Source organism: Aquabacterium sp., assembly GCF_044226965.1.
Lineage (GTDB): Bacteria > Pseudomonadota > Gammaproteobacteria > Burkholderiales > Burkholderiaceae_C > Pseudaquabacterium.
The window spans coordinates 69855-89448 of record NZ_JBGAGA010000006.1 but is presented as its reverse complement, the minus strand read 5'-3'; the positions used below and the strand labels follow the sequence as shown (position 1 = coordinate 89448).

At 70.7% G+C, this 19594-nt stretch carries 19 protein-coding genes; 12 read left to right on the top strand and 7 right to left on the bottom strand.

What is annotated here, in order from left to right:
* Window positions 1-52: 52 nt before the first annotated feature.
* The 3 genes from ACILR4_RS04560 to ACILR4_RS04550 are packed head-to-tail and all read left to right on the top strand — an operon-like array spanning window position 53 to window position 2679.
* Window positions 53-955: a peptidylprolyl isomerase gene (locus ACILR4_RS04560; protein ID WP_395699646.1), complete on the top strand. Its 903-nt coding sequence runs from the start codon at window positions 53-55 to the stop codon at window positions 953-955.
* Between the two features lie 9 nt (window positions 956-964).
* Window positions 965-1705 (top strand): sulfurtransferase, encoded by a 741-nt coding sequence (locus ACILR4_RS04555; protein ID WP_395699645.1) that lies wholly within the window; start codon window positions 965-967, stop codon window positions 1703-1705.
* Complete coding sequence (locus tag ACILR4_RS04550) at window positions 1702-2679, top strand: alpha/beta fold hydrolase (protein ID WP_395699644.1); 978 nt, start codon at window positions 1702-1704, stop codon at window positions 2677-2679. Before ACILR4_RS04555 ends, ACILR4_RS04550 begins: the two co-directional genes overlap by 4 nt.
* Before the next feature lie 19 nt (window positions 2680-2698).
* On the opposite strand, the gene ACILR4_RS04545 is transcribed toward ACILR4_RS04550, so the two are convergent.
* The 4 genes from ACILR4_RS04545 to ACILR4_RS04530 form a co-directional block, all read right to left on the bottom strand.
* Window positions 2699-4042 carry a DUF1501 domain-containing protein gene (locus tag ACILR4_RS04545; protein ID WP_395699643.1) on the bottom strand — a complete coding sequence of 448 codons (1344 nt, stop codon included), beginning with the start codon at window positions 4040-4042 and terminating at the stop codon, window positions 2699-2701.
* A gap of 18 nt (window positions 4043-4060) precedes the next feature.
* The gene (locus ACILR4_RS04540; protein WP_395699642.1) at window positions 4061-5845 is read right to left on the bottom strand and encodes a DUF1800 family protein; all 1785 of its coding nucleotides are present in this window, start codon (window positions 5843-5845) and stop codon (window positions 4061-4063) included.
* 98 nt (window positions 5846-5943) lie between these two features.
* Window positions 5944-6654 (bottom strand): DUF599 domain-containing protein, encoded by a 711-nt coding sequence (locus ACILR4_RS04535; protein WP_395699641.1) that lies wholly within the window; start codon window positions 6652-6654, stop codon window positions 5944-5946.
* Window positions 6655-6688: 34 nt separating this feature from the next.
* Window positions 6689-7390 carry a pirin family protein gene (locus tag ACILR4_RS04530; protein WP_395699640.1) on the bottom strand — a complete coding sequence of 234 codons (702 nt, stop codon included), beginning with the start codon at window positions 7388-7390 and terminating at the stop codon, window positions 6689-6691.
* Window positions 7391-7492: 102 nt separating this feature from the next.
* Between ACILR4_RS04530 and ACILR4_RS04525 the strand changes: the two genes are divergently transcribed.
* From ACILR4_RS04525 to ACILR4_RS04510, 4 genes are all read left to right on the top strand, one after another.
* Window positions 7493-8497: a LysR substrate-binding domain-containing protein gene (locus ACILR4_RS04525; RefSeq protein ID WP_395699639.1), complete on the top strand. Its 1005-nt coding sequence runs from the start codon at window positions 7493-7495 to the stop codon at window positions 8495-8497.
* Window positions 8494-9399: a tRNA glutamyl-Q(34) synthetase GluQRS gene (gluQRS, locus tag ACILR4_RS04520; RefSeq protein WP_395699638.1), complete on the top strand. Its 906-nt coding sequence runs from the start codon at window positions 8494-8496 to the stop codon at window positions 9397-9399. The genes ACILR4_RS04525 and gluQRS overlap by 4 nt, the downstream gene beginning before the upstream one ends.
* Before the next feature lie 66 nt (window positions 9400-9465).
* Window positions 9466-9822 carry an FKBP-type peptidyl-prolyl cis-trans isomerase gene (locus ACILR4_RS04515; RefSeq protein WP_395699637.1) on the top strand — a complete coding sequence of 119 codons (357 nt, stop codon included), beginning with the start codon at window positions 9466-9468 and terminating at the stop codon, window positions 9820-9822.
* Window positions 9819-11072 (top strand): M1 family aminopeptidase, encoded by a 1254-nt coding sequence (locus ACILR4_RS04510; protein ID WP_395699636.1) that lies wholly within the window; start codon window positions 9819-9821, stop codon window positions 11070-11072. The genes ACILR4_RS04515 and ACILR4_RS04510 overlap by 4 nt, the downstream gene beginning before the upstream one ends.
* Here ACILR4_RS04510 and ACILR4_RS04505 read toward each other — a convergent pair.
* A complete protein-coding gene (locus ACILR4_RS04505; RefSeq protein ID WP_395699635.1) occupies window positions 11066-13078 on the bottom strand; it encodes an acetoacetate--CoA ligase in 2013 nt (670 codons plus the stop codon). The genes ACILR4_RS04510 and ACILR4_RS04505 overlap by 7 nt on opposite strands.
* Before the next feature lie 263 nt (window positions 13079-13341).
* Here ACILR4_RS04505 and ACILR4_RS04500 point away from each other — a divergent pair, with 263 nt between their 5' ends.
* A complete protein-coding gene (locus ACILR4_RS04500) occupies window positions 13342-13923 on the top strand; it encodes a DUF2087 domain-containing protein (protein ID WP_395699634.1) in 582 nt (193 codons plus the stop codon).
* On the opposite strand, the gene ACILR4_RS04495 is transcribed toward ACILR4_RS04500, so the two are convergent.
* A complete protein-coding gene (locus ACILR4_RS04495) occupies window positions 13910-14821 on the bottom strand; it encodes a LysR substrate-binding domain-containing protein (protein WP_395699633.1) in 912 nt (303 codons plus the stop codon). The genes ACILR4_RS04500 and ACILR4_RS04495 overlap by 14 nt on opposite strands.
* A gap of 92 nt (window positions 14822-14913) precedes the next feature.
* Here ACILR4_RS04495 and ACILR4_RS04490 point away from each other — a divergent pair, with 92 nt between their 5' ends.
* Together ACILR4_RS04490 and ACILR4_RS04485 are read left to right on the top strand one after the other, a co-directional pair.
* Window positions 14914-15870, top strand: a complete 957-nt coding sequence (locus tag ACILR4_RS04490; RefSeq protein ID WP_395699632.1) for a tripartite tricarboxylate transporter substrate binding protein BugE — start codon at window positions 14914-14916, stop codon at window positions 15868-15870.
* Between the two features lie 13 nt (window positions 15871-15883).
* Window positions 15884-16759 carry an N-formylglutamate amidohydrolase gene (locus ACILR4_RS04485; protein ID WP_395699631.1) on the top strand — a complete coding sequence of 292 codons (876 nt, stop codon included), beginning with the start codon at window positions 15884-15886 and terminating at the stop codon, window positions 16757-16759.
* Between the two features lie 14 nt (window positions 16760-16773).
* Here the strand turns inward: ACILR4_RS04485 and orn are convergent, their stop codons facing one another.
* Complete coding sequence (orn, locus tag ACILR4_RS04480; protein ID WP_395699630.1) at window positions 16774-17358, bottom strand: oligoribonuclease; 585 nt, start codon at window positions 17356-17358, stop codon at window positions 16774-16776.
* A 68-nt stretch (window positions 17359-17426) separates the two neighbouring features.
* Here orn and ACILR4_RS04475 point away from each other — a divergent pair, with 68 nt between their 5' ends.
* The gene (locus ACILR4_RS04475; RefSeq protein WP_395699629.1) at window positions 17427-18701 is read left to right on the top strand and encodes a M48 family metallopeptidase; all 1275 of its coding nucleotides are present in this window, start codon (window positions 17427-17429) and stop codon (window positions 18699-18701) included.
* The gene (gene rsgA, locus ACILR4_RS04470) at window positions 18698-19591 is read left to right on the top strand and encodes a ribosome small subunit-dependent GTPase A (RefSeq protein WP_395699628.1); all 894 of its coding nucleotides are present in this window, start codon (window positions 18698-18700) and stop codon (window positions 19589-19591) included. Before ACILR4_RS04475 ends, rsgA begins: the two co-directional genes overlap by 4 nt.
* Window positions 19592-19594 lie beyond the last annotated feature (3 nt).

The window sequence follows — 19594 nt, the reverse complement described above, 5'->3', positions numbered from 1 at the left end:
GGGATTTTAGGGATAGGCTTGCGTGATGCGCCCTTCACTCACCGCTCTCGCCTTGGCCCTGGCTGCCGCCGTGTCTCATGCAGCGCCGCCCGCGAAGCCCACCGCGGCCGAGGTGCTGCAGGCCAGCCGCGCCGACGACTGGCGCCCGCTGGACCCGGGCCGCACGCTGCTGATGCAGCTGGGCGCCACGGGTGACGCGAAGGGCGGCGAGGTGCTGATCGAGCTGGCCCCGCGTTTCGCGCCGCGCCACGTGGCGAACATCCTGACGCTGGTGCGCGAGCGCTACTTCGACGGGCTGGCGGTGCTGCGGGTGCAGGACAACTACGTCGCGCAATGGGGCGACCCCGAGGCCGAGAGCGCCGAGAAGGCGCGCCCCCTGGGCCAGGCCGAGCGCAAGCTGCCGGCCGAGTTCGAGGTCCCGCTGCGTGGCCTGCCGCTGAGCCGGCTGCCCGACGTGGACGGCTGGGCGCAGGTCACCGGCTGGGTCGATGGTTTCGCGGTCGCGGCCGACCCACGTGCCAATCGCGCCTGGCTGGCGCATTGCTACGGTGTCGTCGGCGCCGGTCGCGACAACCCGGCAGACAGCAGCAACGGCACCGAGTTGTACGCGGTGATCGGCCATGCGCCGCGCGGACTGGACCGCAACATCACCGTGGTGGGTCGCGTGCTCAGCGGCATCGACCTGCTCTCGTCGCTGCCGCGCGGCGGCGCCAACATGGGCTTCTACGACCAGCCCGAGCAGCGCCTGGCGATCCGCAGCGTGCGCGTGCTCGACGAACTGCCGCCCGACCAGCGCCCCGCGTTGCAGGTGCTGCGCACCGACACCGCCACCTGGCGCGCCCTGCTCGAAGCGCGGCGCAACCGGCGCGAGCCGTGGTTCGTGCATCGCAGCGGCCACATCGGCCTGTGCAACGCCACGGTGCCCACCCGGCCGGCGCCGAAGCCGGCCTCCTAAAATCGCGCGGTGAACGCCGGCCGCATCCTCAACATCTCCAGCTACCGCTTCGTGCCGCTGCAGGACCTGCCGGCGCTGCGCGAGCGGCTGTTCGAGGCCGCGCAGTCGCGGGGCCTGAAGGGCACGGTGCTGCTGGCCGAGGAAGGCATCAACCTGTTCCTGGCCGGCGCCGCCGAGGCCGTTCACGGCTGGCTCGATGCGCTGCGGGCCGACGCGCGCTTCGCGGGCCTGCCGGCCAAGGAAAGCTGGAGCGAGGCCCAGCCCTTCAAACGCCTGAAGGTCAAGATCAAGCGCGAGATCATCCGCATGGACATGCCGGCGGTGCAACCCGCCAGCGGCCGCGCCCCGGCGGTGGGCAGCGCCACGCTGGCGCGCTGGATTGCGCAGCGCTGCGACGACAGCGGCCGCCCGCTGCTGCTGCTGGACACCCGCAACGGATTCGAGGTGGACGCCGGCGCATTCGAAGGCGCGGTGGACTGGCGGCTCGCGAAGTTCAGCGAATTCCCGGCCGCGCTGGCCGCGCACCGCGAGCGTCTGGCCTCGCACACGGTGGTGAGCTACTGCACCGGCGGCATCCGCTGCGAGAAGGCGGCGCTGGTGATGCAGGCGATGGGCCTGCCGCACAGCTACCAGCTCGAGGGCGGCATCCTGAAGTATTTCGAGGAGACCGGCGGTGCTGCGCCCGGCTGGCGCGGGCGCTGCTTCGTGTTCGACGAGCGCGTGGCGCTCGACACCACGCTGGCGACGTGACCACCTTCCTGGTCCGGGCCTTCGGCCTGCTGCTGATGCTGACGGCGCTGGCCCTGCCGCTGATGCGCGCTCCGGACCGCGACGTGGCCTCATTGGTGCAGCGCTGGGCCCCGCCGCCCTCGGACTTCCTGGACCTGAACGGCCAGCTGGTGCACTACCGCGACGAAGGTCCGCGCAACGACCCGCTGCCGCTGGTGCTGCTGCATGGCACCTCGGCCAGCCTGCACACCTGGGAAGGCTGGGCGCGGGCGCTGCGCGGCCAGCACCGCGTGATCAGCTTCGACCTGCCGGGCTTCGGCCTGACCGGCCCGTTCAGCGGCGCCTATGCCGGCCAGACCTACGTCGGCGACCACTACGCGCGCTTCGTGCTCGACCTGCTGGACCGGCTGCAGGTGCCGCGCTTCGCGATTGCCGGCAACTCGCTGGGCGGCGAGGTGGCCTGGCATGTGGCCGCCGCCGCGCCGCAGCGGGTGGCGAAGCTGGTGCTGGTGGACTCGGGCGGCTACGCCTTCAAGCCGGACGAAGTACCGCTGGGCTTTCGCATTGCACGGCTGCCGGGCATCAACTGGCTGGGCCAGTACCTGCTGCCACGGCCGGTGGTGGTGGCCAGCGTGCAGAACGTCTACGGCGATCCGGCCAAGGTGACGGACGCGCTGGTGGACCGCTATTTCGAGCTGACCCTGCGCGAAGGCAACCGCCGCGCGCTGGGCGAACGGCTGCAGCAGTTCAGCCAGGGCGCCGATGCCGAACGCATCCGGACGCTGAAGCTGCCGACCCTGATCCTTTGGGGCGGGCGCGACCACCTGATCCCGGTGGCCACCGCGCGCCGCTTCCAGGCCGACATCGCCGGCAGCCAGCTGATCGTGTTCGACACGCTGGGCCATGTGCCGCACGAGGAAGACCCGGCCGCCACCGTCGCGCCTGTCAAGGCCTTCGTCTGGCCCGCGGCCGAGGCCGCGTCAAACACGCATTAGCGGCTCAACCCATCAGCCATCAGCCCATCAGCCCGATGCTGCGATCGAAGTAGCGCAGCCGCGGGAAGGCGTCGTCGAGCAGGCCCTCGTCGGCGCCGAACCAGCGGCCGAGCTCGGCGCCGAGCTGGTCGACCGCGATGCCCGGAATCCAGTTGCCCTGGCCGCCGGAATCGTCCGGCCCGCCGATCGCCAGTTCCGGAAAGCGCCCGACGATGCGGCCGCCGCGCACCGCCCCGCCCACCACCCAGTGGTGGCCGCCCCAGCCGTGGTCGGTGCCCTGGCCGTTGGAGGCGAAGGTGCGGCTGAAGTCGCTGGCAGTGAACAGCGTGACATCGCGCGCGACGCCCAGCTCGGTCGTCGCCGCCTGGAAGGCCGCCACCGCCTCGGCGATCTCGCCGAGCAGCTCGTTCTGGCGCGAGAGCTGGTCGTCGCCATGCGTGTCGAAGCCGCCGATGCTGGTGAAGAAGCACTGCCGCGGCACACCCAGCTGCCCGCGCGCCGCGATCAGCCGCGCGCACATCTGCAACTGGCGGCCCAGGCCGGTGCCGGGGAAGGCCGTCTTGAGCGCGGAGGCCTGCAGCGCGGTGCTGAGCACGCGCTGGTTGTCGATCGAGCGGCCCATCATCGACAGCCAGGTCTGTTCGAACGGATCGCTGCGCGCCTCCCCCAGCAGGCTGTTGACGGCGGCCGACAGCGGATCGCCACCCTTCGGATCGTAGAAGTCGAAGCCGAAATCGCCGCTGGAGGACACGCGGTAGGGCGCCAGGCCACGGTCGCCGTTCTCCCAGATGTTGCTGCCGGCCACGCTGAGGTTGCAATAGCCGCGGTTGCTGCTGTCGCTGGCCACCAGGCGCTCGAGCAGGCGGCCACCCCAGCCGTTGCGCGTGGGCGCGTCGGCGATCGCGCTCTGCCAGGCCCCCTGCTGGTCGCTGTGCGAGAACAGGTTGCTGGGCAGCGGCACGCTGCGCGCCTGGTACTGCGCGCGCGTGGTCGGCACCATCAGCGGTCCGGCATTGGCCACCACGGCGGCCTGGCCGGCGTCGAACAGCGGCTTCAGGGGCGCCATCGCCGGATGGGTGCCGAAGCCGCTGGTGCCCAGCGGCACCAGACTGGCCTGCGACAGCGCCAGGTTGGGCCGCGCGCGCTGGTAAGCGCCGTAGCGCGTGGCATCCAGCGGTACCAGCAGGTTGTTGGCGTCGTTGCCGCCGAACAGGAACACGCACACCAGCGCGCGGTAGCCGCTGCCGCTGGTGGCCTGGGCCAGCGCCTGCAGCGCGGGAAACGGCGTCAGCGCCGCCACCGCGCCGGCCTGCAGCAGGCGCCGGCGGCGCAGCGCGTTCAGATCCATCGGCTGGGCATCCATGCTCGCGTCCTTCGAATGTTATTTCTGGATCACGTGGTCGGGCGACATCGCCACCAGCGTCAGTGCGGCGCGCACCCGCTGCAGCTTCTTATCAGCCGAGCTTGCGGGCATCGCACCGAGCATCGTGCCCAGGCGCGCGCGGGTGCTGGCGCTCATTTGCCGGTCGAAGAACAGCAGGTCCAGCCGGTCGATCAGGGTGCTGCCGTCGCCATCGGCCAGCGCGGCCAGCGGCGCGTAGTCCAGCACCAGCTTGGTATCGCCGCTGCCGTAGGCGCCGCGCCGGAACAGCTGCGAGAAGAAGTTCAACGATCCGACCACCGTGGTCTCGTTGGTGATCTGGAATTCCGGCGCCACCATGCCGGCGGCGGCCAGCGGCCCGGCGGGCCGGTAGCCCGGCGCGTAGAAGTTGAACACCGAGGGCGCCAGCAGCGGGCTCTGCCCCAGTGCATCGTCCGACGAATCGAGGTAGTGGATGGCGTTACGGCCGTTTGCACTCTTTGCCCCCAGGGCACGCAGAAACTGCGCGAAGCGCAGCACCGGCTCGCGCTGCTTGCCGTAGCGCGCACGCGTCGTCGCATCGTCGCCGCGCGCTTCGGCGTCGAGCAGGATCGCGCGCAGCACCGCCCGCAGGTCGCCGCGCACGCCGCGGCCGTTGTTGGCGAACACGGCGCTGACGCGGCCGATGTAGGCCGCGCTCGGGTTGCTGGTGACGAAGCGCTGGATCAGCTGCCGGCCGATGAAGGGGCCGACGTTCGGGTGGTTGAAGATGCTGTCCAGCGCGTCCTTCAGGTCACGCTCGGGCGTCTGGTTGGCGGGCAGCGCGCGGCCGTCGAGCAGCGTCTTCGCGCCGCTGTCGTGGTACTGGCTCCAGGGCTGCATCGGGGTCTGCCACAGCGCCTCGTTGTCCGGGTCGTAGCGGTGGAAGTTCTTGGCCACCGTGTTGTCCGAGCCGCCGAAGCTCCAGCCCGAGAAGGCCTGCGCATAGCCGCGCACCACTGCCTCGTCGTAGCTGGCCGCCAGCTGGCCATTGGCATCGAACTGCGCCGAGCCGTCGGGGTTCAGCTTCGTCAGGCCGATCGAGAACAGCTGCAGCACTTCGCGCGCGTAGTTCTCGTTCGGGTGCGTGCCCTTCTTCGGATCCTCCTTCTCCGACTCGGCCATGTTCAGGTAGTAGCCCATCGCCGGGTGCAGCGTCACGTCCTCGAGCAGCTGGCGGTAGTTGCCGAAGGCGTTGCGGTTGAGCATGTCCAGGTAGCTGCTCATCGCGTGGGCCCGGATGTCCGGTGCGATGTTCGAGATCACGAAGATCTGCAGCAGCGCCCAGCTCATGCGCGCGCGCAGCGGGTCTTCGCCGAACAGCCACTGCTGCCAGATGGCCTCGTAGCTCATCTCCTCGCGCACCTTGTTGTCGGCCTCGCGGCTGCGCTCCTGCTCGAGGTAGGCCACGTGGCCGAAGGTCGGTGCGTTGAACTGCTGCTCGAGCCAGCTGTCGTAGCCGGTCTGGCGCAGCGCCTCCACTTCGTCCGCGCTGCGCGGGCCGAAGCTGGCCTGGCTGAGGAGACGCGCGGCGTCGCGCGTGCTGGGCGGGGCGGCGGGGGTGGTCGGCGCGCCTGGCGTGGCGGGCGATCCGCTGGTCGGCGCATCGCTGCTGCCGCCACCGCAACCCGCCAGCACCAGCAGGCCGGCCGCAGCGGCCGCACCGGACCAGCCAGCCGGGTCGGCCAGGCCGACCTGACCAGCCGGGTCGGCAAGACCGACCTGTGGCAGGACCGTGCTGTCGACGTCCACCGACGATTCGTCCATCGCTGCCCCCCGTGCGCTCGTTCGTTGGGGCGCGACTGTGCGCGCTGGCGGCAGGCCGCGCGGCAACTAACGGTAAGCGGTGTCGACGCGGGCGGCGGCTACTTCAGGCCCTGGCGCAACGCGACCAGGACCTCGGAATGGAACTCGCGCCGGTACAGCACCCACAGCACCAGCAGCGTGCCGATCATGAAGGCCCAGGTCGAGAAGAACCAGGCCACCACCGCGAACGACAGGTAGTAGCCGCGCAGGCCGTCGTTGAAGGTCTCGGCCGCCAGGCCCATCACGTGGCCGGCGCGGTCGGCGAAGGCCTCGCGCTCGGCATCGTCGAGCTCACGGGCATCCGGCACCGCGCCCACCAGGATCGCGCCGAAGCTGTACTGCCGCAGGCTCCAGGTGAAGCGGAAGAAGCTGTAGACGAAGATGCCGGTCAGCAGCACCAGCTTCAGGTCGAACACCAGCACCGTTGTGCGCGCGGCGAACGGCAGGTCGCGCACCAGCTCGGTGGCCTTCTCGGTGGTGCCCAGCACCGCCAGCAGGCCGCCGATGATCAGGATGCTGGTGGAGGCGAAGAACTGCGGGCTGCCCGAGAGGTTCTGCACCACCGCCGAATCGACGATGCGGTTCTCGCGCCGCGTGGCCTGCAGCATCCAGTGGCGGCGCCAGCGGTTGGTGGTGGCCAGGATCGAGGGCTGCACGCCGGCGCGCTGCTTGGCAAAGCGCGCATAGCCGATCCAGCCGCCGAAGAACAGCCCCATCGCCGCCCAGTCCGGCCAGGGCAGGAAGGTGAACAGGCGGATCAGCAGTTCCATGGGCCGCACTTTAGCGGCCCATGGCGCGGTCACGCTAAGGCGCGAGGTCGAACACCAGCACCTCGGCACCCTGGCCCTGGTCCAGCTTGAGGACAGGCTCGCCGCGCAGCATCGCCGCATCGCCGGTGCCCAGCGCCTGGCCGTTGACATGCACGGTGCCGCGCGCGACGAACACATAGCCCAGCCGCCCCGGCGCCAGCGACAAGGTGGCCGCCTCGTCGCCATCGAACAGGCCGGCATGGATCGCGGCGTCGGCATGCACCGTCACCGAGCCCTCGCGGCCATCGGGCGACGCCACCAGGCGCAGCCGGCCGCGTTTCTCGCTGTCGGGAAACGCCTTCTGCTCGTAGCCGGGCGTGATGCCGGTGCGGTCGGGCAGCAGCCAGATCTGCAGGAAGTGCGTGGTCTCGTGCTGCGCGTGGTTGAACTCGCTGTGGCGCACCCCGGTGCCGGCGCTCATGCGCTGCACCTCGCCGGGCACGATGGCCGCGCCGTTGCCCAGGCTGTCGCGGTGCGCCAGCGCGCCTTCGAGCACGTAGCTCACGATCTCCATGTCGCGATGGCCATGGGTGCCGAAGCCGGTGCCGGGCGCGATGCGGTCTTCGTTGATCACGCGCAGGTTGCCGAAGCCCATGTGCGCGGGGTCGTGGTAGTCGGCGAACGAGAAGCTGTGGAAGCTGTGCAGCCAGCCGTGGTCGGCCTCGCCGCGGTCTTGCGATCGACGCAGTGTCAGCATGATGCGGGACTCTCCTTCAGTGAGCCCTGATGGTGGCACCGGAGCCGCTGCAGGCAAGGCGGCCGCGCTTGAAGCGCACGTTCAAATAAGATGAAGGGCACGATGTCCGCCCCCCGCCGCAATGCCCTGACCCCCGAAGCGCTGCAGATGATGGACACCATCGCCCGCAGCGGCAGCTTCGCGGCCGCGGCGCGCGAGCTGGGCCGCGTGCCCTCGGCCCTGACCTACAGCGTGCGCCAGCTCGAAGACGCGCTGGACGTGCTGCTGTTCGACCGCCGCTCGCGCCAGGCCCAGCTCACCGCGGCGGGCCAGGAACTGCTGGACGAGGGCCGGCGCCTGCTGGCCGAGATGGATGCGGTGGCCAACCGCGTCAAGCGCGTGTCCACCGGCTGGGAATCACAGCTGACCATCGCGATCGACGGCATCATCTCGCGCCTCACGGTGTTCGAGCTGATCGAAGGCTTCTACGCCCTGCAGGCCCCGCCCGAGGCCGCTTCGGACGCGCCACGCGCCGCCAGCACCCGCCTGCGCCTGCGCACCGAGATCATGACCGGGCTGTGGGAGGCGCTGCTCAGCGGCCAGGCCGACCTGGCCATCGGCGTCTCGATGAGCGCGCCGCCGCAGGTGGGCATCGAGCTGCAGCCGCTGGGCGAGGTGCAGTTCGTCTTCGTCGTCGCGCCGCACCACCCGCTGGCCGCGCTGGAGCATCCGATCACCGACGAGGAACTGCTGGGCTACCGCGCCATCGCGGTGGCCGATTCGGCGCAGCGCATGTCGCCGATGACCGTGAACCTGCTGCCGGGGCAGGACGTGCTGACCGTGCCGTCGATGCTGGCGAAGATCGAGGCCCAGCTGCGCTGCCTGGGCTGCGGCTTCCTGCCCGAGCCGATGGTGCGCGAGCATGTGCGCGCCGGCCGCCTGGTGGTCAAGCCGGTGGCGCGCCAATTGCCGCCGATGCGCTGCGGCTACGCCTGGCGCAGCGCGGCCACGCCGCAGCCCAAGCGCGCGCCGCAGGGCCTGGCGCTGCACTGGTTCCTGCAGCAATTGAAGAGCCCGGCAACTCGCCAGGCACTCCTCGAGCGCCACATCGGCCGTCCGGCGGAATGATGGACGCCGCCACGGCCCGCAGCTACACCGGCCGCTTCGCGCCCTCGCCCACCGGCGCGCTGCACGCCGGTTCACTGGTGGCGGCGCTGGCCAGCTGGCTCGACGCGCGGGCGCATGGCGGGCGCTGGCTGGTGCGCATCGAGGACGTCGACACCCCGCGCTGCATGCCCGGCGCCGACCAGGTGATCCTCGGCCAGCTGGCCATCTGCGGCCTGCTGCCCGACGAGAAGCCGCTGTACCAGTCGCGCCGTGGCAGCGCCTACGCCGCCGCGCTGGACCAGCTGCACGCGCTGCGCCTGACCTACCCCTGCGGCTGCACGCGGCGCGAGATCGAAGACGCGCTGGTCGCACTTGGCATCCTGCACGAGCGCTTCGAGGAACGCGTCTACCCCGGCACCTGCCGTGCCGGCCTGTTCGGCAGGGCGGCGCGTGCCACCCGCGTGCTCACCTTGTGCGGCGGCATGGAATCGGTGGTCAGCTGGGTCGACCGGCGCCTGGGCGCGCAGCAGCAGAACGTCACGCGCGAGGTCGGGGACTTCGTGCTGCACCGGGCCGACGGGCTGTGGGCCTACCAGCTCGCCGTGGTGGTGGACGACGCCGCGCAGGGCGTGACCGACGTCGTCCGCGGCGAGGACCTGGCCGACAACACCCCGCGCCAGATCCATCTGCAGCGCCTGCTCGGCCTGCCGCAGCCACGCTACCTGCACACGCCGCTGGTGCTGGGCGCGGACGGCCACAAGCTCAGCAAGCAGAACGGCGCGAAGCCGCTGGACGCGAGCAACCCGCTCGCCGCGCTGCAGATTGCCGCCACCACCCTGGCACTGCCGACCATCGAGGCCGGCAGCGTGGGCGAATGGCTGGGCGCCGCGGTGCGGGCCTGGGCCCAGCGCTGGGTGGCATGATGCGGGCCCGCGCCATCGGCCGTTAGCGGCCGCGGCGGCACGCCCCCCACCTTCGAAAGGCTCGCCATGATCACCACCCCCTCCGGTCTGCAATACGACGACACCACGCCCGGCAGCGGCAACGAGGCCAAGGCCGGCACGCCCGTCACCGTGCACTACACCGGCTGGCTGCACGACCCCGCGCAACCCGGCGGCCGCGGCGCGAAGTTCGATTCCAGCAAGGACCGCGGCGACCCGTTCCGCTTCCACCTCGGGGCGGGCGAGGTGATCCGCGGCTGGGACGAAGGCGTGCAGGGCATGAAGGTCGGCGGCACGCGGCTGCTGCTGATCCCGGCCGAGCTCGGCTACGGCGCGCGTGGCGCCGGCGGCGTGATTCCGCCGAACGCGACGCTGCTGTTCGAGGTCGACCTGCTGTCGGTTTGAGCGCGCGCGCCGCGCTGCGGGCGGCCCTGCTGCTGGCCACGCTGTGGGCCGGGGCCGCGGCCGCCGCCCCGCGCGGCATCCACTACGCGCTGGCGCTCGAACCCGACCTCGCCACCCGCAGCCTGCGCGGCGAGCTGCGCGTCACGCTGCGCCCCGACGAGCGCGACCCTGTGCTGCGCCTGGCACTGAACGGCCTGCGCATCGACGCGCTGTCCGCCGACGGTGCGGCGCTGCCCTTCACCCAGGACGCCGACCAGCTCGAGGCCCGGCTGCCGCCCGGCACGCGCGAGCTGAGCCTGCGCTACCACGGCCAGCCGACGCGCGGGCTGGTGTTCGGGACGCAGCATGTCTACAGCGCCTACGACACCTGCCACTGGATGCCCTGCGTGGGCGAGCTGCTAGACGCGGCCACGCTGGACCTCACGCTGCGCCTGCCCGCGGGCTACGACTCGCTCGGCATCGGCGAGCGCGCGGACCCGGCCGGCCACCGTTGGCAGCAGCGCAGGCCGATCGCGCTGTACCTGTTCGGCTTTGCCGCCGGCCGCTTCGAATCGGCGCTGGACACCGAAGAGCCGCGGCTGCGCTACCTCGGCGTGCAGGACGATGCGGCGCGGCTGCGCCGGCTGTTCGCGCCGACCCGCGCGATGCTGGCCTTCTTCGAAGCCCGCGCCGGCGCACCGCTGCCGGTGCCGCAGTACAGCCAGTTGCTGGTCCCCGGCGGCGCGGCGCAGGAGGTGGCCAGCTACTCGGTGATCGGCCACGAGATGCTGGACCCGATCGAGCAGCAGCCCGACGAGGACTGGGTCATCGCGCACGAACTGGCGCACCAGTGGTGGGGCAATGCCATCACCTGCGCCCGCTGGTCCGAGTTCTGGCTCAACGAAGGCATCACGGTGTTCATGACCGCAGCCTGGAAGCAGCAGCGCTGGGGCGAAGCCGCCTACCAGCGCGAGCTGTCGCTGGCGCGCCAGCGCCTGCAACGTGCCGTCGACGCCGGCTTCGACAAGCCGCTGGCCTGGCCGGGCGAGTACCCGAGCCTGGCCCTCTCGCGCGCGGTGCGCTACAGCAAGGGCCTGCTGTTCCTGCACGCGCTGCGGCAGGACATCGGCGAAGCGGCGTTCTGGGACGGATTGCAGCGCTATACCCGCGCGAACCTGGGCCGGCGGGTGGTATCGGCCGACCTGCAGCGGGCAATGGAAGCCGCCGCCGGCCGTTCGCTGGCCGCTCTTTTCGGACGTTGGGTCTATTGAACCTTCGCGGCGCTGCGCGCCAGGTGCGCCGCAGCCTGCTCGCGGTACCAGGGCAGGCACTGCGGGTTGGCCATCGCATCGCGGTTGACCACCTTTTCCAGCGGCTGGCCGAGGAAGATCTTCTTGATCGGCACCTCCTGCTTCTTGCCCGACAACGTGCGCGGGATCTCGGGCGCCTGGATCACCGCATCGGGCACGAAGCGCGGCGACAGCGCGGCCTTGATCGCGCCCTGGATCCGGCCGGTCAATGCGGCATCGAGCGCCAGGCCCTCGCGCAGCACGACGAACAGCGCCATCCAGCTCTCGCGGCCCAGGTACTCGAGGTCGATCACCATCGAGTCCAGCACCTCGGGCAGCGCCTCGACCGCGGCGTAGATCTCGCTGGTGCCCATGCGCAGGCCGTGGCGGTTGATCGTGGCGTCGCTGCGGCCGTAGATGACACAGGAGCCGTCCGGCCCGATCGACAGCCAGTCGCCATGGCGCCAGACGCCGGGGTAGACGTCGAAGTAGCTCGAGAGATAACGCGCATTCTGCGCGTCACCCCAGAAGTACAGCGGCATCGAGGGCATCGGCTTCGTGATCACCAGCTCGCCCACCTCGCCGGCCACCGGGCGGCCCTGCTCGTCCCAGGCCTGGACCGCACAGCCGAGCTGGCGGCATTGCATGCGGCCCGGCTGCAGCGGCAGCTCGCGATGGCCACCGATCACCGAGGCCGCGAAGTCGGTGCCGCCCGAGATGTTGTTCCACCACAGGTCGGGCCGGCCCAGCCGCGCGAAGGCCTCGCTGCCCCAGCGCTGCACGTCTTCGGACAGGGGCGAGCCGGTGGTGCCCAGCGCACGCACGCGGGACAGGTCGCCGCAGCTGTCCGGCCGCAGCCCGGCCTTCATGCAGCTGGCGTAGAAGGCCGCGCCGGCGCCGAAGTAGGTGACGCGATGCCGTGCCGCGAAGCGCCACAGCACGCCCCAGTCGGGCTGGTCCTTCGGGCCGGCCGGGCTGCCGTCGAACAGGCAGATCGTGGTGCCGCTCAGCAGCCCCGCGACCTGGGCATTCCACATCACCCAGCCGGTGGAGCTGTACCAGTGGAAGCGCTCGCCAAGGCTGTTGGCCTCGTAGCTCGGGCCCAGGTCGTTGTGCAGGCCGTTGGCCATCTGCATCAGCAGCACGCCGCCATGGCCGTGCACGATGGGCTTGGGCAGGCCGGTGGTGCCGCTGGAGTAGACGATCCACAGCGGGTGGTCGAAGGGCAGCCACTCCGGCTCGAAGGCCGCGGTGGCGGCATCGTCGCGGGCGATGGCGTCGTCGAACAGCAGTTCGGCTTCGAGCGTGGCCGACGCGTGCGGCGTGCGCAGCAGCACCAGCTGCTGCACGCTGGGCAAGGCCTCACGCAGGGCCTGGACGACGGCGCTGCGGTCCTGCGCACGGCCGGCGTAGTGCACGCCATCGGCGGCGATCAGCACCCGTGGCTCGATCTGCTTGAAGCGGTCGGTCACCGCCTGCGTGCCCATGTCCGGCGCGCAGACGCTCCAGATCGCGCCGATGCTGCAGCAGGCCAGGAAGGCCACCACAGTCTGCGGCACGTTGGGCAGGTAGGCCGCGACGCGGTCGCCGCGTTGCACCCCCAGCCCGCGCAGGGCCAGCGCCAGCGAAGCCACCTGGCGCCGCAGCGCGGGCCAGGACAGCTGCTGCACGCGGCCGAGTTCATCCTCGGCGATCACCGCGGGCATGCCGGCCGCGTCGGCTGCGGCCGCATGCCGCAGCACACGTTGCGCGTAGTTCAGCTGCGCGCCGGGAAACCAGCGCGCACCGGGCATGCGGTCATCGGCCAGCACCGCGCTGGGCGCGGTGGGCGACTGCATGCCGCCAAAGTCCCACACGCTCTGGAAGAACGCGGCCTGGTCCTCGACCGACCAGCGCCACAGCGCTTCATAGTCCTCGAACGCGAGGCCGCGCGCGCAGCGCAGCCAGTCCTGGTACAGGCGGATCTGGGGAATGAACGGTGCGGACATGCCGACGAGGGTATGCCAGCCGCGCCACAGCGCGATTGCGGGTTTGCACGCTGCAGCCCTGTCGCGCAGGCGACCTGCTGGCTAGAATCCGCGTCCGGTCGGCAGTTCACCCAGGCGTTGCCGCGCGAAGCCCTCGCGAGCTAAACCTGCCCTCGACATCCCAAGCCTCATGCGTCGCTTTCTGCGCGTGCAGGGTCTGGAAGCCGGCAACCGCCAGCGCGCTCCTTCCGGAGCGGCACTGCACGCGCGAAAGGACTCCGCTCATGAGCCACTTGCCGCTCTCGTTCGTCGTGCCCGATGCCTCGCAGTTCGCGAAGTCGCTCGGCCAATCGCTGAAGACCCGCCACGCCACCGGCGCGCCACCCCCGGGTCATGTCGAGCTGCTGAACCTGATCGCCCGCGCGCTGGGCCACCGCAACCTGCAGAGCCTGCAGGCGGCGCGTTCGGCAGCGCTGCCGACCCTGCCGACCGCGGCCGAAGACCTGCCGGCGCCGCCGGCGCTGAGCCACAACGCGCGCAAGGCGCTGATGCAGTTCGATTCGCGCGGGCGCCTGGTCCGCTGGCCCCACAAGTTCAGCGTGCAGAAGCTCGCGATGTGGCTGCTGTGGTCGCGCTTCGACGGCCGCCGCGTCTACACCGAGCGCGAGGTCAACGAGGTGCTGAAGGCCGCCAATGCCTTCGGCGACCATGTCACGCTGCGCCGCGAACTCATCAACCACCGGCTGATGGCGCGCAAGCCCGATTGCTCCGAGTACCGCAAGCTGCCGGCACGGCCCGACGCCGAAGCGCGCGCGCTGATGAGCACCTGGCGCGCGATGCAGCGCGGCGGGCTCAGCCCGGCCTGACCGCCGGGCCGCCGGCTGCGTCCAGCAGCCACTGGCGGAAGGCCTGCAACGAAGGCATGGCCGCCCGTGCCCGCGGCGCGCACAGGTAGTAGCCAGCCTCGGACTCGAGGGTCAGCGCGCGCAGCGGCGCGCTGACTTCACGATGCGCGAGCTCCTGCTCGATCAGGCAGGCCGGCACCAGGCCGACGCCGAGGCCCGCGACCACCGCGCGGATCAGCGTCTGGTACTGGTCGAACTGCGGGCCGGCCGCCGGCAGGCCCAGCCGTGGCGCATGGGCCTTCGCCCACGCTGCCCACGCGCCAGGCACGGTCTGGTGGTGCAGCAAGGTGTGCAGCGCCAGATCGGAAGGCTTGCGCAGCGGCTGGCGCCGGCGCACCGGTGGTGGCGCAATCAGCAGCATGCGACGCCCGGTGATGTACGCCGCGTCGGCATCCGGCCACTCACCGCTGCCGTAGCGGATGGCGCAGTCAAGGTCGGCCCGGTTGAACTGGTAGCCGTCGACATACGGCAGGAAGTGCAAGGTGATGCGCGGATGCTCGGCCTGGAAGGACGGCAGGCGCGGGATCAGCCACTTCGCGCCGAAGGTCGGCAGGCTGGCCAGGTGCAGCGAACCATCACCCAGCGGGTTGCTCATCAGGTCGATGCTCACCGCGTCGAGCTGCTGCAGCAGCGGCTGCACCGCATGCAGGTAACGGTGGCCCGGCGCGGTGAGCAGCAGGCGCTTCTTCACGCGGTCGAACAAGGTCACGCCAAGCCAGGTCTCGAGTTCGAGCACCTGCTTGCTGACCGCGCCCTGGGTCAGGTGCAGCCCTTGCGCGGCGGCCGAGATCGTGCCGGCGCGCGCGGTGGCGGTGAAGGCACGCAGCAGGTGCAGCGGCGGGGCGTGGGGTCGAAACATTCTGATGGGGAATGAACTTGCTGCCGGAATTTCGATTGTGCCTGCCCGCACCCGCGGCCACCATGCCGACGCTTCAACCGCAAGGAGTGACGATGAAACGACGACAGGTGTTGTTGGGAGCGGCCGTGGGTTCATTCCCGCTGGCGATGTTCGCGCAGAGCAAGGTGCTGCGCCTGGTGGTGCCCTTCCCGCCCGGTGGCGCCACCGACATCGTGGCGCGTGCCATCGGCGAACCGCTGGGCCGCGACCTCGGCATGCCGGTGCTGGTGGACAACCGTGCCGGTGCCGGTGGCTCGATCGGCATGGCCGAAGTGGCCCGCGCCGCGCCGGACGGCATGACCTTGGGACTGGCGACCATGTCCACCCATGGCGTCAACCCGGCCGTGTACAAGAAGCTGCCCTATGACGCGGTGAAGGACTTCGCGCCGGTGGCCGAGCTGGTGAAGGCCCCGGCGGTGCTGGTGGTGCCGGCCTCGCTGGGCGTGAAGGACTATGCCGGCTTCATCCGCCTGGTGAAGGCGCAGCCCGGCAAGTATTCGTATGCCTCGGCCGGCGTCGGCACCATCAGCCACATGTGGGCCGAGCTGTTCAAGAGCACGACCGGCGCCTTCATGGTCCACATCCCCTACCGCGGCGCGGCGCCGGCACTGAACGACCTGCTGGCCGGCCAGGTGCAGGCCTATTTCGACCAGCTGGCCTCGGCGCTGCCGCACATCCGCGCCGGGCGGCTGAAGGCGCTGGCGGTGTCCTGGCCCGCGCATGTGGAGGCGCTGCCCGCGGTGCCCACATTCGCCGAGCTGGCACTGGCGAGCAACAACCTGCCCTCGTGGTTCGGCCTGGTCGCGCCGGCGGGCACGCCGATGCCGATGGTGCGGCGGCTCTATGGCGCGGTGCAGAAGGCATTGGCCGACCCGGCACTGCAGGCGCGGCTGATCGCGCAGGGCCTGTATCCCTCGGACATCACGCCCGAGGACTTCGGCGTGCAGATCCGCAAGGAGATCGATCGCATGCAGCGCGTGGCCCGCTACGCGAAGATCGAACTCGATTGAGCGCGCAACCGCCATGCATGCCACACAAGACCACGAAGCCTGGGTCCGCTGCCAGCCCGGCAGCCACTGGCTGGTGCTGGACTCTCCGCACAGCGGCACCGAGTACCCGCCGGACTTTCGCAGCGCCTGCCCGCTGCCGCAGCTGCGTTGCGCCGAGGACACGCACGTCGATGCGCTGTGGGACTTCGCGCCCGCGCTGGGCGCCGCGTTGATCGCAGCGCGCTTCCCGCGCACCTACATCGACGCCAACCGCGCGCTGGACGAGATCGACCCCGCGCTGCTGGCCGAACCCTGGCCCGGGCGGCTATCGGGCAGCAGCAAGGTGCGCCTGGGCAAGGGCCTGGTGTGGCGGATGCTGGACGATGGCACGCCGATCTACGACCGGCAGCTGACGGTGGACGAGATCGAGCAGCGCATCCGCCGCTGCTGGGCGCCTTACCACAGCGCGGTGGCCGGCTGCCTCGAGGCCGCGCACCAGCGCCATGGCCGGGTGCTGCTGCTCGATTGCCACTCGATGCCGGCCGTGGCCGAACGCCATGCCACCGAGCACCCATGGCTGGTGCACGCCGACGTCGTCCTCGGTGACCGCGACGGCAGCAGTGCCGACCCGCGGCTGACGCGCTGGATCGAGCGCTTCTTCAACAGCCGCGGCTACACCGTCAGCATCAACCACCCCTACAAGGGTGTCGAGCTTGTCAGGCGGCATGGCCAGCCTGCGGAGCAGCGGCACGCTATCCAGCTGGAGCTGAACAAGCGCCTGTACATGAACGAGGACACGCTGCAGCGACACGCCGGCTACGAGCCGCTGCGCCAGTGCCTGCAGGAACTGGTGCAGGCACTGCTGTCGCTGGACCTCGAGCGACTGCTGGGCCGGCCGCTGCCGGCTTGAAGTCGGACCTCGTGCTACAGCGCGAGGAAGGTGCGGCGGTAGTGGTCGAGTTCCTCGATCGACTCGTGGATGTCGGCCAGCGCGGTGTGGGCCTGCGCCTTCTTGAAGCCTTCCAGGGCCGAAGGCTTCCAGCGCTTGGCCAGTTCCTTCAGCGTGCTGACGTCGAGGTTGCGGTAGTGGAAGAACTCTTCCAGCTTCGGCATGTAGTTCGCGAGGAATCGGCGGTCCTGGCAGATCGAGTTGCCGCACATCGGGCTCTTGCCGGCGGGCACGTACTGCTGCAGCCATTCGATCACCGCAGCCTCGGCGGCGGCCTCGTCCACGGTGGAGGCCTTCACGCGGTCGATCAGACCGCTGCGGCCATGCGTGCCCTTGTTCCACGCGTCCATCGCATCCAGCGTCGCGTCGCTCTGGTGCACCGCGAACACCGGGCCTTCGACACGCGCCACCAGCTGCGGGTCGGTGACGACGACGGCGATCTCGATGATGCGGTCGGTGGCCGGGTACAGCCCGGTCATCTCGAGGTCGATCCAGATCAGGTTCTGCTCGCTGCGGGCCAGGGCCGGCGCCGCGCTGGGGGTGGGGGCGTTTTCCGTCATCCCGGCATTGTGGCAGCCCGCCCCGCTCGCAGGGGGGAAGGAAGGCGGCCGGCCTACACTTGCGGGCTATGTCTTCGACGCTGCTCACGCTGTTGTTCGCCGCTGCGCTGGTGCTCTCGCTCGCGCTCAAGCTCTGGCTCGCGACACGCCAGATGCGCCACGTGGCCGCCCACCGCCAGGCGGTGCCGCCGGCGTTTGCCGGCACGGTCTCGCTGCAGGCGCACCAGCGCGCGGCGGACTACACGCTGGCCAAGGGCCGCTTCGGCATCCTGACGATGGCCTTTGGCAGCACCGTGCTGCTGGGCTGGACCCTGCTGGGGGGGCTCGACCGGCTGAACGTGTGGCTGCTGCAGGCCGTGCATGCGCACTACGGCGACATGGCCTACCAGCTGGCGCTGCTGACCGCCTTTGCGCTGATTGGCGGCGCGCTGGAACTGCCGTTCGACCTCTGGAGCACCTTCCGGCTCGAGCAGCAGTTCGGCTTCAACCGCACGACGCCAAAACTGTTCGTGATCGACCTGTTGAAGGGCCTGCTGGTCAGCGCGGTGATCGGCCTGCCGCTGGCAGCGCTGATCCTGTGGATCATGCAGGCCACCGGTCCCTGGTGGTGGCTGTGGGCCTGGGGCGCCTGGGCCGCCTTCAACCTGCTGATCATGGTGCTGTACCCGACCGTGATCGCGCCGCTGTTCAACAAGTTCGAGCCCCTGGCCGATGCCTCGCTGGCCGAGCGCGTGCAAGGCCTGATGCAGCGCTGCGGCTTCGCCGCCAAGGGCCTGTTCGTGATGGACGGCAGCAAGCGCTCGGCGCATGGCAATGCCTACTTCACCGGGCTGGGCGCCGCCAAGCGCGTGGTGTTCTTCGACACGCTGCTGGCCAAGCTTTCGCCCGGCGAGGTGGAGGCGGTGCTGGCGCACGAGCTGGGCCACTTCAAGCATCGCCACGTCACCAAGCGCATCGTCGTGATGATGGGCCTGAGCCTGGCCGGCCTGGCGCTGCTGGGCTGGCTGGCCGGCCAGAGCAGTTTCTACACCGGCCTGGGCGTGCAGCCGAACATCGGCGCGCCGAATGCGGCACTGGCGCTGCTGCTGTTCATGATGGTGGTGCCGGTGTTCGGCTTCTTCGTGTCGCCCATCGCGGCGCGGCTGTCGCGCAGGCACGAGTTCCAGGCCGATGCCTATGCCTGTGCACAGTCCGACGGCCGCGCGCTGGCCAGCGCGCTGATCAAGCTGCACGAGGACAACGCGTCGACCTTGACGCCGGACCCGGTGTACGCCGGCTTCTACTACTCGCACCCGCCGGCCAGCGAGCGCCTGGCGGCGCTGGCCCAGGCCGTGCACGCATGACGCAGGCCGAAGGCCTGGTGGTCGGCGCGCACGGCCGGCATTTCATGGTCGAGGCGGCCGATGGCCGCCGCATCCGCTGCCACCCACGCGGCAAGAAGAGCGACTGCGTGGTCGGCGACCGCGTGCTGTGGCAGCCGGCCGGCGACGAGGGCGTCATCGAGCGCATCGCCGAACGCCGCAACCTGCTGTTCCGCCAGGACGAATGGCGCAGCAAGTCCTTCGCCGCCAACCTCGACCAGCTGCTGGTGCTGGTGGCGGCCGAGCCGATGTACGCCGAAACCCAGCTGGCGCGCGCGCTGATCGCGGCCGAGCAGGCCGGCATTCCGGCGCTGATCGCGCTGAACAAGATCGACCTGCCGCAGGCCGAGGCCGCCCGCCAGCGGCTCGAACCCTATCGCGCAATGGGCGTGGCCATGATCGAGCTGTCGCTGAAGGCCCATGGTGCCGAGGCTGCCGACAGGCTTGCGCCGCTGCTCGATGGCCGCGCCACATTGGTGCTGGGACCCAGCGGCATGGGCAAGAGCACCTTGATCAACCGCATGGTGCCCGCCGCCGCCGCGCAGGTGGGCGAGATCTCGCAGGCCTTGAACACCGGCCGCCACACGACCACGACCACGACCTGGTACTGGCTGGACGAGGCCCGCCGCAGCGCGCTGATCGATTCGCCCGGCTTCCAGGAATTCGGCCTGCGGCAGGTGGCCGCCGCCGACCTGCCGCACTGGATGCCCGACATCCGCGCCCATGCCGGGCAGTGCCGCTTCTACAACTGCACCCACCTGCACGAGCCCGGCTGTGGCGTGCGCGACGCGTTGGCGCGCGGCGAGATCAGCGCCTCGCGCTACCGCATCTACCAGGAACTGCACGCCGAGCTGTCGGCAACACGCTACTGAAGC

What these genes read in the sequence shown, in the direction of transcription:
- ACILR4_RS04530 (WP_395699640.1), bottom strand. Translation starts at nt 7,390, where the DNA reads ATGCTGACACTGCGTCGATCGCAAGACCGCGGCGAGGCCGACCACGGC.
- ACILR4_RS04485 (WP_395699631.1), top strand. Translation starts at nt 15,884, where the DNA reads ATGCATGCCACACAAGACCACGAAGCCTGGGTCCGCTGCCAGCCCGGC.
- ACILR4_RS04515 (WP_395699637.1), top strand. Translation starts at nt 9,466, where the DNA reads ATGATCACCACCCCCTCCGGTCTGCAATACGACGACACCACGCCCGGC.
- ACILR4_RS04495 (WP_395699633.1), bottom strand. Translation starts at nt 14,821, where the DNA reads ATGTTTCGACCCCACGCCCCGCCGCTGCACCTGCTGCGTGCCTTCACC.
- orn (WP_395699630.1), bottom strand. Translation starts at nt 17,358, where the DNA reads ATGACGGAAAACGCCCCCACCCCCAGCGCGGCGCCGGCCCTGGCCCGC.
- ACILR4_RS04500 (WP_395699634.1), top strand. Translation starts at nt 13,342, where the DNA reads ATGAGCCACTTGCCGCTCTCGTTCGTCGTGCCCGATGCCTCGCAGTTC.
- ACILR4_RS04545 (WP_395699643.1), bottom strand. Translation starts at nt 4,042, where the DNA reads ATGGATGCCCAGCCGATGGATCTGAACGCGCTGCGCCGCCGGCGCCTG.
- ACILR4_RS04475 (WP_395699629.1), top strand. Translation starts at nt 17,427, where the DNA reads ATGTCTTCGACGCTGCTCACGCTGTTGTTCGCCGCTGCGCTGGTGCTC.
- ACILR4_RS04535 (WP_395699641.1), bottom strand. Translation starts at nt 6,654, where the DNA reads ATGGAACTGCTGATCCGCCTGTTCACCTTCCTGCCCTGGCCGGACTGG.
- ACILR4_RS04490 (WP_395699632.1), top strand. Translation starts at nt 14,914, where the DNA reads ATGAAACGACGACAGGTGTTGTTGGGAGCGGCCGTGGGTTCATTCCCG.
- ACILR4_RS04525 (WP_395699639.1), top strand. Translation starts at nt 7,493, where the DNA reads ATGTCCGCCCCCCGCCGCAATGCCCTGACCCCCGAAGCGCTGCAGATG.
- ACILR4_RS04505 (WP_395699635.1), bottom strand. Translation starts at nt 13,078, where the DNA reads ATGTCCGCACCGTTCATTCCCCAGATCCGCCTGTACCAGGACTGGCTG.
- rsgA (WP_395699628.1), top strand. Translation starts at nt 18,698, where the DNA reads ATGACGCAGGCCGAAGGCCTGGTGGTCGGCGCGCACGGCCGGCATTTC.
- ACILR4_RS04540 (WP_395699642.1), bottom strand. Translation starts at nt 5,845, where the DNA reads ATGGACGAATCGTCGGTGGACGTCGACAGCACGGTCCTGCCACAGGTC.
- gluQRS (WP_395699638.1), top strand. Translation starts at nt 8,494, where the DNA reads ATGATGGACGCCGCCACGGCCCGCAGCTACACCGGCCGCTTCGCGCCC.